At 60.1% G+C, this 13,787-nt stretch carries 12 protein-coding genes; 9 read left to right on the top strand and 3 right to left on the bottom strand.

The window, feature by feature from the left end; translation table 11 throughout:
- Positions 1-108: 108 nt before the first annotated feature.
- Positions 109-1,785 carry a cytochrome D1 domain-containing protein gene (locus ACR3EN_RS18390; RefSeq protein WP_480820443.1) on the bottom strand — a complete coding sequence of 559 codons (1,677 nt, stop codon included), beginning with the start codon at positions 1,783-1,785 and terminating at the stop codon, positions 109-111.
- A 231-nt stretch (positions 1,786-2,016) separates the two neighbouring features.
- Between ACR3EN_RS18390 and ACR3EN_RS18385 the strand changes: the two genes are divergently transcribed.
- From ACR3EN_RS18385 to ACR3EN_RS18355, 7 genes are all read left to right on the top strand, one after another.
- Positions 2,017-3,204 carry an NnrS family protein gene (locus tag ACR3EN_RS18385; protein WP_480820445.1) on the top strand — a complete coding sequence of 396 codons (1,188 nt, stop codon included), beginning with the start codon at positions 2,017-2,019 and terminating at the stop codon, positions 3,202-3,204.
- Positions 3,205-3,324: 120 nt separating this feature from the next.
- Positions 3,325-3,774 carry a c-type cytochrome gene (locus ACR3EN_RS18380; RefSeq protein WP_480820447.1) on the top strand — a complete coding sequence of 150 codons (450 nt, stop codon included), beginning with the start codon at positions 3,325-3,327 and terminating at the stop codon, positions 3,772-3,774.
- A 16-nt stretch (positions 3,775-3,790) separates the two neighbouring features.
- Positions 3,791-5,158 (top strand): cbb3-type cytochrome c oxidase subunit I, encoded by a 1,368-nt coding sequence (locus ACR3EN_RS18375; RefSeq protein WP_480519990.1) that lies wholly within the window; start codon positions 3,791-3,793, stop codon positions 5,156-5,158.
- Between the two features lie 5 nt (positions 5,159-5,163).
- Positions 5,164-5,973 carry an AAA family ATPase gene (locus tag ACR3EN_RS18370; protein WP_480600717.1) on the top strand — a complete coding sequence of 270 codons (810 nt, stop codon included), beginning with the start codon at positions 5,164-5,166 and terminating at the stop codon, positions 5,971-5,973.
- A gap of 9 nt (positions 5,974-5,982) precedes the next feature.
- A complete protein-coding gene (locus ACR3EN_RS18365) occupies positions 5,983-7,905 on the top strand; it encodes a nitric oxide reductase activation protein NorD (RefSeq protein ID WP_480820450.1) in 1,923 nt (640 codons plus the stop codon).
- On the top strand, positions 7,902-8,450 hold the full coding sequence (locus ACR3EN_RS18360) for a cytochrome c oxidase subunit 3 (protein ID WP_480820452.1): 549 nt from the start codon (positions 7,902-7,904) through the stop codon (positions 8,448-8,450). The genes ACR3EN_RS18365 and ACR3EN_RS18360 overlap by 4 nt, the downstream gene beginning before the upstream one ends.
- 5 nt (positions 8,451-8,455) lie before the next feature.
- Complete coding sequence (locus ACR3EN_RS18355; protein ID WP_480820454.1) at positions 8,456-8,743, top strand: cytochrome C oxidase subunit IV family protein; 288 nt, start codon at positions 8,456-8,458, stop codon at positions 8,741-8,743.
- Positions 8,744-8,798: 55 nt separating this feature from the next.
- Here the strand turns inward: ACR3EN_RS18355 and hemA are convergent, their stop codons facing one another.
- The gene (hemA, locus tag ACR3EN_RS18350) at positions 8,799-10,022 is read right to left on the bottom strand and encodes a 5-aminolevulinate synthase (protein ID WP_480820456.1); all 1,224 of its coding nucleotides are present in this window, start codon (positions 10,020-10,022) and stop codon (positions 8,799-8,801) included.
- A 179-nt stretch (positions 10,023-10,201) separates the two neighbouring features.
- Here hemA and ACR3EN_RS18345 point away from each other — a divergent pair, with 179 nt between their 5' ends.
- On the top strand, positions 10,202-10,894 hold the full coding sequence (locus ACR3EN_RS18345) for a Crp/Fnr family transcriptional regulator (RefSeq protein ID WP_480820458.1): 693 nt from the start codon (positions 10,202-10,204) through the stop codon (positions 10,892-10,894).
- A 195-nt stretch (positions 10,895-11,089) separates the two neighbouring features.
- Positions 11,090-12,121 (top strand): alcohol dehydrogenase catalytic domain-containing protein, encoded by a 1,032-nt coding sequence (locus tag ACR3EN_RS18340; RefSeq protein WP_480870452.1) that lies wholly within the window; start codon positions 11,090-11,092, stop codon positions 12,119-12,121.
- On the opposite strand, the gene ACR3EN_RS18335 is transcribed toward ACR3EN_RS18340, so the two are convergent.
- On the bottom strand, positions 12,111-13,769 hold the full coding sequence (locus ACR3EN_RS18335; protein WP_480820462.1) for an amidohydrolase: 1,659 nt from the start codon (positions 13,767-13,769) through the stop codon (positions 12,111-12,113). The genes ACR3EN_RS18340 and ACR3EN_RS18335 overlap by 11 nt on opposite strands.
- Positions 13,770-13,787 lie beyond the last annotated feature (18 nt).

Below are 13,787 nucleotides of genomic sequence, written 5' to 3'. Positions count from 1 at the left end.
GCTTTCTTCTCTGGCCTTCGGTGTCAGGCCTGTGGATTTGGCTGATGTGTCAAACGTGGAAAGGGCGGGCGAGGGGCCCGCCCTTTCCGGTGTCAGGTGCTGAACCCGTCAGGTGACGTGGTTCGAACGGTTGTAGACGTTGAACTTACCGGTCGGAGCAAACAGCCCCTTCACGCGACCGATCTCTTCCAGCGTTTTGGCGTCGAAGATCACGATCTCACCGTTAGGTTCTTTCGAGGTTGAGCGGTTCCACTTGGAAACCCAAACCTCGGTGCCGTCCTGGTTGAACTCGAAGTGGACGGCGACGTTGCCTTCCTCTTCGGTGATCTGGATCGTTTTTGCGATCTCACCGGTTGCCTTGTCGATCACCTGCACCGATTGCTGAATTTCAGGCTCAGGGTGCTTGGTCTGGTCGGCCCAGATGTAATCCGAGTTCGGGTGTGTCCGAATGAACAGACCGGGTCCGTCAGTTTCCACCTCATAGCAAGTCTGCCATGCCTGATCCGGGTGACCTTCGGGGTCGTTGCCCCAAACGGTGACTGTGCCTTCGCCCAGGTGGGTTGTACCGGCAACGGGACCGCAATTCGGGTCATCCCAGTTGGCACCGGGGCCGGGGTGCGGCAACGGTGCTGTATCGATCAGGGCCTCCAGCTTGTGAGTCTGGGTGTCCACGACAACCATCTTGTTCGACGCGTTTGCGGCGATCTGGAAGTAACGACCGGTTGGGTCGAAGAAACCGTCATGCAGGAACTTGGCGCTGTCGATCTTGTCGATACGCAGATTGTCCAGGTCGGTGTAATCCACTTGCCAGAGCTGGCCGAGTTCCTTGACTGCGACGATCCAAGTGGGCTCGTTCGGGGTGGTGTAGATGGCGGCCACACGGCTTTCTTCCACATAGTCCCCGTCCACGTTCACACCGCGGGTCGAGACGACCTTTTTCGGCTCCATGGTTTCGGCATCGACGATCGCGAAATGCGGAGGCCAATAGGCACCACCGATGACATATTTGCCATCACCGGATACGGCCACGTCACGGGCGTCATACCCGATGGTAACCTCGGCCACGAGCATATTCTCGGGCTGTTGCCACAGGTCGATTTTAGTCATCTTGCCGTCGCGGCCCATGGTGTACCAGAAGCGCCCCGGATTTTCCGGTTCTTCCAGCTTGTGATGCTCGGAGGCTTTCAGAACGTGCACCGCGTAGCCTGTCGGGATATGGGCCAACACTTCTTTGGTGTCGCCGTCGATCACGGCTACTTTGCCTACGTCACGTTCGATGACCACGAAGAAGTTTTCCCAGTTGCGGCCGTGCAGCGGCTCGGACGGATAGTCTTCGGGTTCGACATAGACCTTGCGGGTCGCCATCATCTGTTCAAGCGACATCTCGGGCGGCTTGGGCGGCTCCATCTGAATATAGGTCGCCATGTCGCGGATCTCGTCCTCGGTCATAACGTCCGAGAAGTTGTTCATCCCGCCTTCGGTACCCCAAGCGATGATCCGTTCGAGTCGTTCCTGACCCAGCTTGAGGGTCCCGGACTCGGTGACAGTTCCATCGGCATTTTTCGTTTCTACCAATGGCTCAAGGCTTTTACCTGTCGCACCTTTGCGCAACACGCCGTGGCAGCCCGCGCACCGCTCAAAGTAAAGCTGTTTCGATGATTCAAAGGCTTCCTTGCTTAGGGTTGGTTCGTCGGCGAAGGTTGGCGCAGCGACGCTGCCCAGCAGCATCGCCAAACCGACCCCAAAGGCGCGGCCAGTTCTGTTGTAGCTGATTCCAAGTGACATGATCACTCTCCATTTGCTGGTGAGGCAGGCTCAAGAGTGGGACATCACGCGGATGTCATCCTTGACGAAAGTCAACGGAAGGGACGCAAAACGTGCCGCCGGGTAAAAAATGCGTCCAATAAAATAAGCGTTTTTGGCGTATGTTTTCTGCGTCTTGACCTTGGTTAAGTCCGCGCAGACCGATCCCCGCTAGGCTGCACGCCAAAGCCATCAAGGCCGAGGAGAGCGGGCATGTCGGCAATCATCGTACGGGTATTTGGCGAAGGGTTTCGGGTGTTTTTCCTGTCTGCTGGGCTATACGGCCTGTTCGTGGGCGGGGTCTGGGGCGTCTGGCTGATGATGCAGACCGGCGCGGTGCCTTACAGCGATCCGTCCTACGCCATGACCCCGCCGATGTGGCACGCGCACGAGATGATCTTTGGCTATGCCACCGCCGCGCTGGGCGGGTTTTTCCTGACTGCCGTGCCAAACTGGACCGGAGCGAAAGAGGCGCAGGCGCGGTTCATCACGCTGGCCGCGGGCTTGTGGCTGCTGGGCCGTCTGGCGATGTGGTTCTCGGGCGTGGTGCCCCCGGTTCTGGTGGCGTTGCTTGATCTGGCCTTCGTGCCGATTCTTGCGGCGAAGATCGCGACTCAGCTGATCCGGCGGCCCAAACCGCAGAACATGGTGTTCCTGCTGCTGCTCAGTCTGATCTGGGTTGCCAATCTTCTGATCCATCTGGAATGGATTGGGGTCACCGGTGATACTTTGAATCTCGGCCTGCGCGCAGGGTTGCTGACCTTATGTTCAATGATCGCGATTCTGGGCGGGCGGATCACCCCCGCCTTCACCCGCAACGCAATGAAACGCGACGGCGCGCCCGAGGCGGCATGGCCCGTCTCGGTGGCAGCGTTGGACAAGGCCGGAATGATCATCGCCCTGCTGCTGCCGCTGAGCGCATTGCTGCTGGGCCTCAGCCCGCTGACCGGAGCGGTCGCGCTGTTGCTTGGCCTCGTGCAGATCCTGCGCATGGTGCGCTGGCGGTCGGCCTGGGCGCTGCGGCAGCCGATCCTGATCGCGCTGCATGTCGGGCTGGGGATGCTGGCGCTGGGCCTGATCCTGTGGGGCATGTCCCTGCTGGGTATCGGTAATGAAATCGCGGCGCTGCATGTACTGGGCATCGGCTGCGTTGGCGGCATGACCCTGGCGGTCATGAGCCGCGCCGCGCTAGGTCATAGTGGGCGGGCACTGATCGCGCCGCCACCGATGGCGGTGGCCTATGGGCTGATGGCACTGGCGGCGATTCTCAGATGGGTGGGGTCGGATCTGACCACTGGCTATCTGACCGTGATGCTGGTGGTGGATGGGCTGTGGATCGGGGCCTTCACGCTTTATCTGATCGCCATGTGGTCGGCCCTGACCGGTCCACGCACAGCCTGAATATTCATATATTCCGTGGTCTTAACCATTCCCTCACGCAGTCTTGACTTTCGTTAAGGAAGCCCCGCGGCCCAACCGCCATTGTCACCATACGAACTAATCTGCGCAAAGGAGAGCGCAATGCGAGAAGTCATGACAAAGAGCATGGCTCGCAACATATTCTATGGCGGGTCCCTGTTCTTCATCCTCATCTTTCTGGCCCTGTCGGCCCATTCGCACTTGTACATCGTGAATTCCGAGAACTCGGCAAAGCTCGATGAAAGTGTGGTTCGGGGCAAGCATGTCTGGGAAAAACACGCCTGCATCAACTGTCACTCTATCCTCGGCGAAGGGGCTTACTTTGCCCCCGAGGTCGGCAACGTGATGACCCGCTGGGGTGTCCTGGACGACCCGGAATCGGCCTTTGAATCCCTCAAGGGCTGGATGGAAGCACAACCGACCGGCATTCCCGGTCGCCGGCAGATGCCCAATTTCAACCTCAGCGACGAAGAGCTGCGCGATCTGACCAACTTCCTGATCTGGACGGACAATATCGACGCGCAGGGCTGGCCGCCCAACGAGGCGGGCTGAGAAAGGGACAAGGACAATGAAATACGAATCCCAAAAAATCGCCTACGCCTACTTTGCCGTAGCCATGGGCCTGTTCGCGATACAGGTGATCGGCGGCCTGCTGGCCGGTCTGATCTATGTATCCCCCAATTTCCTGAGCGAGCTTCTGCCGTTCAACATCGTGCGGATGCTGCACACCAACTCTCTGATCGTCTGGCTGATCCTTGGGTTCTTCGGGGCCGCCTATTTCCTGATCCCGGAAGAGGCCGAGCGTGAGATCCATTCGCCCAAGCTGGCCTATCTACAGCTTATCATCCTTGTGGTTGGCACGCTGGGCGTGGTTGTGACTTACGTCTTCAACCTGTTCGAAGGCAACTGGCTGCTGGGCAAAGAGGGGCGCGAGTTCCTTGAACAACCCAAATGGGTCAAGGCCGGCATCGTCGTGGCCGCGCTGATCTTCCTTTACAACGTGTCGATGACCGTTCTGAAGGGCAAGAAGACCGCCATCACCAACATCCTGTTGTTGGGTCTTTGGGGGTTGGCGCTGCTGTTCCTGTTTGCCTTCTACAACCCGGGCAACCTGTCGCTGGACAAGCAATACTGGTGGTACGTTGTCCACCTGTGGGTTGAAGGTGTGTGGGAGCTGATCATGGCCTCGATCCTCGCCTACCTGATGCTCAAGCTGACCGGTGTGGACCGTGAGATCGTCGAGAAATGGCTGTATGTCATCGTCGCCGCCGCGCTGTTCTCGGGCATCCTTGGCACTGGCCACCACTATTACTGGATCGGTACGCCGGGCTATTGGCAGTGGATCGGGTCGATCTTCTCGAGCCTCGAAGTGATCCCGTTCTTCGCGATGATGGCCTTTGCCTTCGTCATGGTCTGGAAGGGCCGCCGGGACCATCCCAACAAGGCCGCTCTGCTGTGGTCGCTGGGTTGTGCCACATTGGCCTTCTTCGGAGCCGGTGTCTGGGGCTTCCTGCACACGCTGCACGGGGTGAACTACTATACCCACGGTACACAGATCACTGCAGCCCACGGTCACCTGGCCTTCTATGGTGCCTATGTCTGCCTCAACCTGGCGATCTTCAGCTATGCGATGCCGATCCTCAAGAACCGCGATCCCTATAATCAGGTTCTGAACATGGGTTCGTTCTGGCTGATGACCAGCGGCATGGTCTTCATGACCTTCGTGCTGACCTTCGCCGGAACCGTGCAGACGCACATGCAGCGGGTGGTCGGTGACTACTTCATGGATGTGCAGGATCAGGTCGCCATCTTCTACTGGATGCGCCTTGGCTCTGGCATCGTTGTGGTCCTTGGTGCGCTGCTGTTCATCTACTCGATCTGGGTTCCCCGGAAAGAGATCATTGAACCCGGCGCAGCTGAAACCCCTGCGGAGTGATGGATATGGACGGCTCCATGAAACTGAACGAGGGGGCGGCTGACGCCCCCTTCTACCTGCCCCAAGGCGATGAATGCGACGTCTTCTGCGCCGCTTACACCAACGACCTGCCGGTTCTGCTGAAAGGCCCGACAGGCTGCGGCAAAACCCGTTTCGTGGCCCACATGGCCGCCAAGCTTGGCCGCCCGCTTTACACCGTGGCCTGCCACGATGACCTTGCCGCCGCCGACCTGATCGGGCGATATCTGCTGAAAGGCGGCGAAACTGTCTGGGTCGATGGCCCCCTGACCCGCGCGGTGCGCGAAGGCGCGATCTGCTACCTTGATGAGGTGGTCGAGGCCCGCAAGGACGTGACTGTCGTGCTGCACCCGCTGACCGACGACCGGCGCATCCTTCCGATCGATCGCACTGGCGAGGAACTTGAGGCCGCGCCCGGCTTCATGCTGGTGGCATCCTACAACCCCGGATACCAGAATATCCTGAAAACCCTGAAACCTTCGACCCGTCAGCGGTTTATCTCGCTGGAGTTCGACTTCCCCTCGCCTGAGATGGAGGCCGAAGTCGTTGCCCAGGAAAGCGGGCTGGCGCTGGAACGCTGCAAGCCGCTGATCCGGCTGGCGAACAAGCTGCGCGGGCTCAAGGGTCAGGACCTTGAGGAAGGCGTCTCCACCCGTCTGGTTGTCTATGCCGCGACGCTGATCGCGCAAGGCATGTCCACCGACCGCGCCATCCTTGCCGCTATGGTTGAACCTCTGACTGATGATGAGGACATCAAACGCGGGCTCCTCGATCTTGTCACGGCTGTCTTTGGGTGAGGCCGGCCGATGGTCAGGATCGATTTTGAGCCATGGGAACCCGAAGAAACGATCGGGAAACTGTGGCACACCCTTGCCAGCCGCCTCGATGCACCTGAGGTGCATGTTGGAGCCGCGGTCGACCTTTCTGAGGTCGCGGGGCGGCTGGCCGTCCTCTTCCGAGGACTTGGGGGTAGCCCGGGCGTTGAATTGCGCCCGGTCTCACCCGAGATTTCACGCCACCGCCTGAGCTGGCGCCGCAAGCTGGCGACCGAGGCAGAGTTGATGCCGCGCGCGTCCTTCGATGGTGAAGTTCTTCGCCTGCCCGACCGGTTGGCGGTATTCCCCGCGCGCGAAGCAAACGGTGCGCTTTATGTCTGGCTGGCCGCTGCTGCCGCCCATGCCGGAACACGAATTGACGAAGATGATCCGCTGCGCGCCGATCTGCGCGCGTTGATTGCAGCGCAGGACATGGTTGTGGCGACGCTCGACGACGCCCCCGGCCTGCGCCCGCTTTATACCGAGCTTTGCAAGGGCGTCCTGCACCACCGTGACATTCCCGGCCTGCCGCCGGTTGAGGCTGCGGTTGAGGAACTGATCCGGCACAAGCTGGGCGACCTGGCACCCCTGTCGCCAAAGGCCGAGCAGCTTCTGACGCTGGACGACGACCTGACCGCCCCGCGCGGCTACCAACCGATGCGCCCGGTGCCCTTGTGGCCCGAGCTGCGCGCCGTTGGCTTTTCCGAACATAACGAGGTCGAAAATCCCGACACCGAAGGTGAACCCGAAGAATCGGGCGAAAAAACCCACCGCGCCCGCCGCCGCAAATCGGATCAGGCGAACCGCAGCGACAGTTTCATCCTGCACAAGTTCGAAGCGATCCTCAGCTGGGCCGAGTTCCTGAATATCAACCGGCGCATCGACGACGACGACCCCGACAACGCCAAGAAAGCCGCCGACGATCAGGAAGAGATCGGGCTGGGCCAGATCTCCAAGGCCCCGCCGACCAAGCTGAAACTGCATCTCGACCTCGCACCCGAGGACGTGAATCGCGAGCGTCTGTCTGGCCGCATTCTCTATCCCGAATGGGATGTGCGCACAGGGCAATACCTGCCGGACCATGTGAACGTATTGCTGTCCGATGCCGACATCCGCGAGGATGCCGCCGAATTCGGCAAAGACCCCGCCACCGCCCGCCGCATCCGCGCCGTCAAACGCCAGTTCGAGGCGCTGCGCCCCGGTCGCGTGATGACACGAGGCCATCTGGACGGTGATCAGCTGGATATTGAAGCCGCCGTGCGCGCCGAAATCGACCGCCATGCCAGCGGCGAAGGCAATGAACGCATCTGGATGCAGTCCCGTCCCGAGGCGCGCGATCTGGCGGTCTCGATCCTGCTGGACGTCAGCCGGTCGACCGAAAGCGCGGTGACGGGCCGCGCCGTGATCGACATCGAACGCGAGGCACTGGCCGCTTTGGCGTGGGGCCTGAATGCCTGCGGCGACGATTTCGCCATCCACGCCTTCAGCTCGCTGAAACGCCAGCGCGTCTATGTGCAGCGCTGCAAGCAGTTTGATGAGCCGATGGGCGGCACAGTAGAACAACGCATCGCTTCGCTGCGCCCCGGCCACTATACACGCCTTGGCGCTGCGATCCGCCATTGTTCTGCCGATCTGGCAGAACAGTCCCGCAAGCGTCGGCTGTTACTGGTCATCACTGATGGCAAGCCAAACGATCTGGACCATTACGAAGGCCGCCACGGTATCGAAGACACCTGCATGGCAGTCCGCGAGGCCCGCCGCGCCGGGCAATCTGTCTTTGGCGTCACCATCGACAAAACCGGCAAAAGCTGGTTTCCACGCATGTTCGGTCAAGGCGGGTTCGCCGTCATCCCTGACCCGCACCGCCTGACCATGGCGCTGCCGCAGGTCTACCGCCAGCTGGTCGGCGCATGAGCGACACTTCCCTGATCGACGAGCTTCCGGGCGAGTTGCTGATGTGGGTGCTGATCATCTCGGAACTGCTGGTCTTTGGCGCCGGGCTGATCGCCTTCATGGGCGTGCGCCTGACCGACCCCGCAGGCTTTGTCGAAGCACAATCGCATCTCTACCGCACCGGCGCGGCGCTCAATACTGCCGTCCTGATCACATCCGGCTACCTCGCCGCACAGGCCCTGCACTGGCGACAAGCCGCGCGCCGCACTGCCGCCCGTCTGGCGCTGATCGCGGCAGCTGGGCTGGGCGTTGTATTCCTGATTATCAAAGGCGCGGAATATGCAGGCAAAGCCGCGCAAGGCATCACCTACGAGACCCACCCGTTTTTCCTGTTCTATTACCTGCTCACCGGCTTTCACGCCGCCCATGTGCTGGCCGGCGTCGCCATCCTGCTGCTGATCGCGTGGCGCGACGATCCACGAAACATCGAGGCGGGCGCACAGTTCTGGCACATGGTCGATCTGGTCTGGATCATGCTCTTTCCCGTAATCTACCTGCTGGGATAAACGCAATGCCCACACCTTCATCTTTTCAAAAATACTCCCGCCGGAGGCTCCCGAGTTCGCTCACACGCGCATGGCTCGTCCTTCTGGCTCTCAGCATTGCATCTGCGATTCTGACACTTTTGCCGATAGCCCCCAAAGCCCTCGGCGCTTGCATCCTGATCCTGGCACTCACCAAATCCCGCATCATCCTTGCGCGCTATCTCGAGCTTGCCACGAGCCCCGCCTGGCTGCGCGGCTTCATGATGGTGCTGATCAGCTTTGCCGTTGTCATCTTCTCCCTCTACCTGATCTGAAAAAACGCCGCCTCAGATGAGACGGCGCAGTCTTTAGCAAAAGGAGGCGTATTGATTATTGGGCGGCCATCGGCATCCGAGCGATCTGGCAGCGGTGCCATAGCTCTGAGAGAGCACCTATCAGATGGTCGATATCCTTGTCTGTATGAACCGGGGACGGTGTGATCCGCAGCCGCTCGGTCCCTTTCGGCACGGTGGGGTAATTGATCGGCTGAATGTAAATCGCGAACTCTTCCAGCAGTGTGTCCGAGATGAATTTGCATTTAACCGGATCGCCCACCATCACCGGGATGATGTGGCTGGGGTTGGGCAGATGCGGGATACCTTCCGCATCCAACCGCGCGCGCACGTGCGCCACGCGGGCCTTTTGCAGGTCGCGCTCGACATTCGATTGCTTCAGATGGCGGATCGACGCAGCGGCCCCTGCGGCAATCGACGGCGGCAGAGCGGTGGTAAAGATGAATCCGCTAGCAAAGCTGCGCACAAAATCACACAACGCCGCAGAGGCCGCGATATAGCCGCCAACCACACCAAAGGCCTTACCCAGAGTGCCCTCAATCACGGTCAGACGGTCCATCAGACCTTCGCGCTCGGCAATACCGCCACCACGCGGGCCGTAAAGGCCAACGGCGTGCACCTCGTCGAGGTAAGTCATCGCGCCGTATTTGTCGGCCAGATCGCAGATCTCTTTGATCGGGGCGATGTCGCCATCCATTGAGTAAACGGACTCGAACGCGACCATCTTCGGTGCGTCCGGATCGGCGGCGGCCAGTTTCGCCTCAAGATCTTCCAGATCATTGTGCTTCCAGATCACCTTCTGCGCGCGCGAATGGCGGATACCTTCGATCATCGAGGCATGATTCAACGCGTCCGAAAACACGATCAAACCGGGGATTTTCGCGGCCAGGGTACCGAGGGCGGCCCAATTCGAAACATATCCGGAAGTAAATAGAAGCGCGGCTTCTTTTGCGTGCAGCTCGGCCAGCTCGGCCTCTAGCAGCACGTGGTCGTGAGTGGTGCCTGATATGTTTCGCGTGCCCCCGGCCCCTGCGCCGCAGCGGTCCAATGCGTCATGCATTGCCTCGATCACAGATGGGTGTTGACCCATGCCAAGGTAGTCGTTGGAACACCAGATGCGCACGTCCCGCTGGACTGAACCATCGGTCTGGCGGGCGTTCGGGAACGATCCGCAGTGGCGTTGCAAGTCAATGAAAACGCGGTAATTTCCCTCGTCCCGCAGGTCGTCCAGACTCTGGGTGAAAAATCGCTCGTAGTTCATCTTGATTGCTCCCCGGATTACTGGCTTTGATCCAAGGGTATGCGTCCGGCGACCCTCGCAACATGACAATAGTCAAGTTGATGCGGGAAAAGACTGGTGCGTTGTTCCCAGCTTTGGCATAGCCTGATCCAGAGGATCGTACTGTTCAGACAATCGATCAGGGAAGCAGGGGAACTTTCTTGGCACATGAAACACAAAAGGCAATCGCGCGGCAGTCGCTATTGCTCAAGAGCTTGCCGGATCAACATGTCGATACGCTGTTGAGTCACGCTATTTGGCGCAGCTACGACCGCGGCGAGACGATTTTCCTGCAGGAAGAAGAGGCCAAGGCCGTTCACGTGGTTCTGGCAGGCTGGGTCAAGCTGTTTCGCATGTCTCCGACCGGGGCAGAGGCGGTGGTGAGCGTCTTTACCCGTGGCGAAAGCTTTGGCGAAGCGGTTGCGCTGCGGAATGTCCCTTATCCTGTGTCTGCCGAGGCGGTCTCGGCCTGCGATATCATGCATATTCCCAGCCCGCTCTTGTTGTCGCTGATGAAGGAAGACCCGGAAATCGGAGTGTCGATTCTGGCTTCGACCTTTACCCATCTTCACGCGCTGGTGGCGCAGCTGGAACAGCTCAAGGCGCAGACCGGCGCGCAGCGGGTCGCGGAGTTTTTGCTGGGCCTTTGCGACGACGAAACCAGCGGCTGCGATGTCGAACTGCCCTATGACAAGATGCTGATTGCAGGCCGTCTTGGGATGAAGCCGGAAAGCCTGAGCCGCGCGTTTTCGCGCCTCAAGGCGGTTGGCGTTAAGATCAACCGCAATCATGCCGAGATCGCCGACATCGAACGCCTGAGGGACTATGCCGAGGCTGATCCATCTGAAAAATGAGCGCCGATTGGTCCCGCAAGCCCGTGCCTCGCTTGCGCAGTGAGTAGCGGGGTAGCTTAAGCTGCGCTGTGGCACGGTCGTGCGTCTCTAAGATCAGCCTCGGCAAAGCGTGGATCGTCATGATCTTTCGATCTATGGTTCTGAGAGCATTTTCGGGGTGATCCGAGGCTATCGGGGTGTAACAAACGGGGTGTTATGACTGGTCTTCCAAGCACGATGAAAGCAGCGGTCAGTACGGGGCCGGGTGCCCCTTTGGTGGTGACCGAGATACCCTTGCCGAAGGTCGCCCAAGGTCAGGTTTTGGTGAAACTGGAAAGCTGCGGTATTTGCCATAGCGATCTTCATCTGCGGGACGAGCCGCTACCTGAAAGTGCGTATCCCAGAGTGTTCGGTCATGAAGGCATAGGCCGGGTTGTGGCCGTCGGTGCGGGCACCCGGAATGCACCATCCATCGGCGCACGTGTCGGGTTGCCATGGCTGTATGACACCTGCCTTGACTGCAAGCCTTGCAGATCCGGGCTAGAGAATTACTGTCCCGCGCAACGGGCCCGTGGGGTCGAGCAAGACGGGGCCTTTGCCGAATATGCCGTGCTTGAGGCCTGCTTTGCCCTTGAAATCCCGGATCAGATCGATCCGATCACAGGGGCGCCACTGTTATGCGCTGGGTTGACTGCGTGGAGCGCACTCAAACGGTCCAAGCTGGAGGCAGGGCAGAACGCTCTGATCATCGGTGCCGGTGGCTTGGGACAATACGCGGTTCTGATCGCCAAAGCCCTTGGGGCCCGAGTGATCGTCGTGGACCAGGACCCGGCCAAACTGCGGACTGCGCAAAGGCTTGGGGCGGATCTGGGCATCCTTGCGGGCCCGGATGCCGGGGCGGCCGTGCGTCAGGCCGGGGGCGCCGATGTGACGCTGAACTTCGCGCCCACAGCCAGGGTCTGGGATACGATCAGGGATGCGGTGAACCCGCTGAGCGATATTGTAGCTGTGGCGTTGGTGGACGACCCCGTGGACCTGTCGATGCTGTGGCTGATCGACGGTGGGCATAGGGTGTTCGGCTCGTCCGTTGGAACACGGCAGGACCTGTTGGATTTTCTGGATTTTGCGGCGCAGCGCCCACTCGGGGTGGATGTGGAAACTGTAGCGTTGGATCAGGTCAACTCTGCACTGGATCGGTTGCAGGCCGGGGATGTGACAGGCCGATTGTGCATCGACTTCAGCCTTTAGCGGCGTAGCTGACGACTCCGTTGCAGATCGTCGCTGCCACGTCGGCTTGGCCTGCGTTGCGCTCTGTCAGTTCACGGTCCAGCACAACGATATCGGCCAGCAATCCGGGCGCCAGACGCCCAAACTGTTCGTCGCGGCGGCAGGCATAAGCCCCTTCGCTGGTATAGGCTGCAAGGGTGTCATCAAAACTCAGCCGTTCGTCTTTCTGATCGGGGGCCCAAACCCGTCGGCTAATGGCGATGTCGATACCTGTCAGGGGTGGGAGGGCGGCAATAGGCCAATCGCTTGAAAAGCAAACCCGAGCACCCGCCTCTTTCAGTGTCCGCCATGCATAGGCGTCGGGCCATTGGTCCTGACCGATGATCGAGGTCAAAGGTTCCAACGGGAAATCCCCGCAGCCCGGCGGGTGCGGCGGCATGAATGAGGCGATCACACCCAATTCCGAGAACCGTGGACGATCGGCGGGGTCAAGCAACTCAATATGTTCGACGCGGTGGCGGTTTCCCATCGCGCCGTTTGCCTCAAGTGCGGCCTGATAACCGTCCAGAACAACTTTCACGGATGCATCCCCAATGGCGTGCACCGCAATCTGAAAGCCGCGCCGGTCCAGTTCCGTCGCCAGCTCGGCAAAGCGTGCTGGGTCATGAAGGGGCGCGCTTTTGTGGCCGGGCGTGCCGGGATAGTCCTGTATTCGATAGGCCGTTTGCACATCCAAAGTGCCGTCCATGAAGAATTTGACGCGGTTGCACCACAACATCTCGCTGTTCAAATCGCGGCGCATTCTTTCAGCGATCTCAATGTTCTCGGCTGGCGCACCGGGAGTGAAGTGAAAGGGCAATTCCAGCCGACAGTACAAATCGCCTTCGGCCTCGATCTCTTTTAGCAACCCGGCCTGGTAGAGATTGCCGTCCATGTTGATGATCGTGGTGATCCCGTGGCGTGCGCAATAGCGCAGCCCTGCGCGCAAAAGCGCCTTGTCCGCCTCACGCTGGTCGCGCGTCACATGCCCGGCGGGCTCGACGCCCTCCAGCCCCAGAACCTCGCGCCCGCCATGGCGGCCAAGCGCCTGAATCGTGCTGACGGCGGGGGGTTCGATCAACGTGCCCGTGGCGACCCCATCCTCGTCCAGTTCTATGTGAGATGCAGGGCCCAGATCCCGCCCCTGCATAACACCTGCGGCCTTCAAAGCGGCAGTATTCGCCCAACCGTTGTGGAAATCGGCGCTTTGCAGCAACAGCGGCTGATCCGGGCAAATCGCATCCAACATATGCCGATCCGCGTTGCATCCGCCGTCAAACGCGTCATAGGCCAAGCCCTGCGCCACCAGCAGGGTTTCATCGGGGTTCTTAGCGGCAAATTCCTGTATCGCGCGGGTTAAGGCCGCGGTGCCTGTAACGTTTTCCAACCGCAGCACGCTGAGCGCATAAGCCCCGAAGAAAATGTGCATGTGACTTTCGACAAACCCGGGCAGCACTGTTGCGCCGCCGGCGTCCAAAACTTGGGTCGTCTCATCACACAAGGCGCGGATTTCATCATCAGACCCCAACGCTTCGATGCGATTACCCCGAACGAAAAGCGCCTGAAATCTGCTGGCCGCGGCGTCCATCGTTTGGATTGAGCCGTTCAGGATCGAGAGGGATGAGGTCAATACAGAAGTCCCCGACCA

Source organism: Ruegeria sp. G7, from assembly GCF_056535465.1.
This window is presented reverse-complemented; position numbering and strand designations above follow the sequence as displayed.

What these genes read in the sequence shown, in the direction of transcription:
- hemA (WP_480820456.1), bottom strand. Translation starts at nt 10,022, where the DNA reads ATGAACTACGAGCGATTTTTCACCCAGAGTCTGGACGACCTGCGGGAC.
- ACR3EN_RS18390 (WP_480820443.1), bottom strand. Translation starts at nt 1,785, where the DNA reads ATGTCACTTGGAATCAGCTACAACAGAACTGGCCGCGCCTTTGGGGTC.
- ACR3EN_RS18385 (WP_480820445.1), top strand. Translation starts at nt 2,017, where the DNA reads ATGTCGGCAATCATCGTACGGGTATTTGGCGAAGGGTTTCGGGTGTTT.
- ACR3EN_RS18370 (WP_480600717.1), top strand. Translation starts at nt 5,164, where the DNA reads ATGGACGGCTCCATGAAACTGAACGAGGGGGCGGCTGACGCCCCCTTC.
- ACR3EN_RS18360 (WP_480820452.1), top strand. Translation starts at nt 7,902, where the DNA reads ATGAGCGACACTTCCCTGATCGACGAGCTTCCGGGCGAGTTGCTGATG.
- ACR3EN_RS18340 (WP_480870452.1), top strand. Translation starts at nt 11,090, where the DNA reads ATGACTGGTCTTCCAAGCACGATGAAAGCAGCGGTCAGTACGGGGCCG.
- ACR3EN_RS18380 (WP_480820447.1), top strand. Translation starts at nt 3,325, where the DNA reads ATGCGAGAAGTCATGACAAAGAGCATGGCTCGCAACATATTCTATGGC.
- ACR3EN_RS18375 (WP_480519990.1), top strand. Translation starts at nt 3,791, where the DNA reads ATGAAATACGAATCCCAAAAAATCGCCTACGCCTACTTTGCCGTAGCC.
- ACR3EN_RS18365 (WP_480820450.1), top strand. Translation starts at nt 5,983, where the DNA reads ATGGTCAGGATCGATTTTGAGCCATGGGAACCCGAAGAAACGATCGGG.
- ACR3EN_RS18355 (WP_480820454.1), top strand. Translation starts at nt 8,456, where the DNA reads ATGCCCACACCTTCATCTTTTCAAAAATACTCCCGCCGGAGGCTCCCG.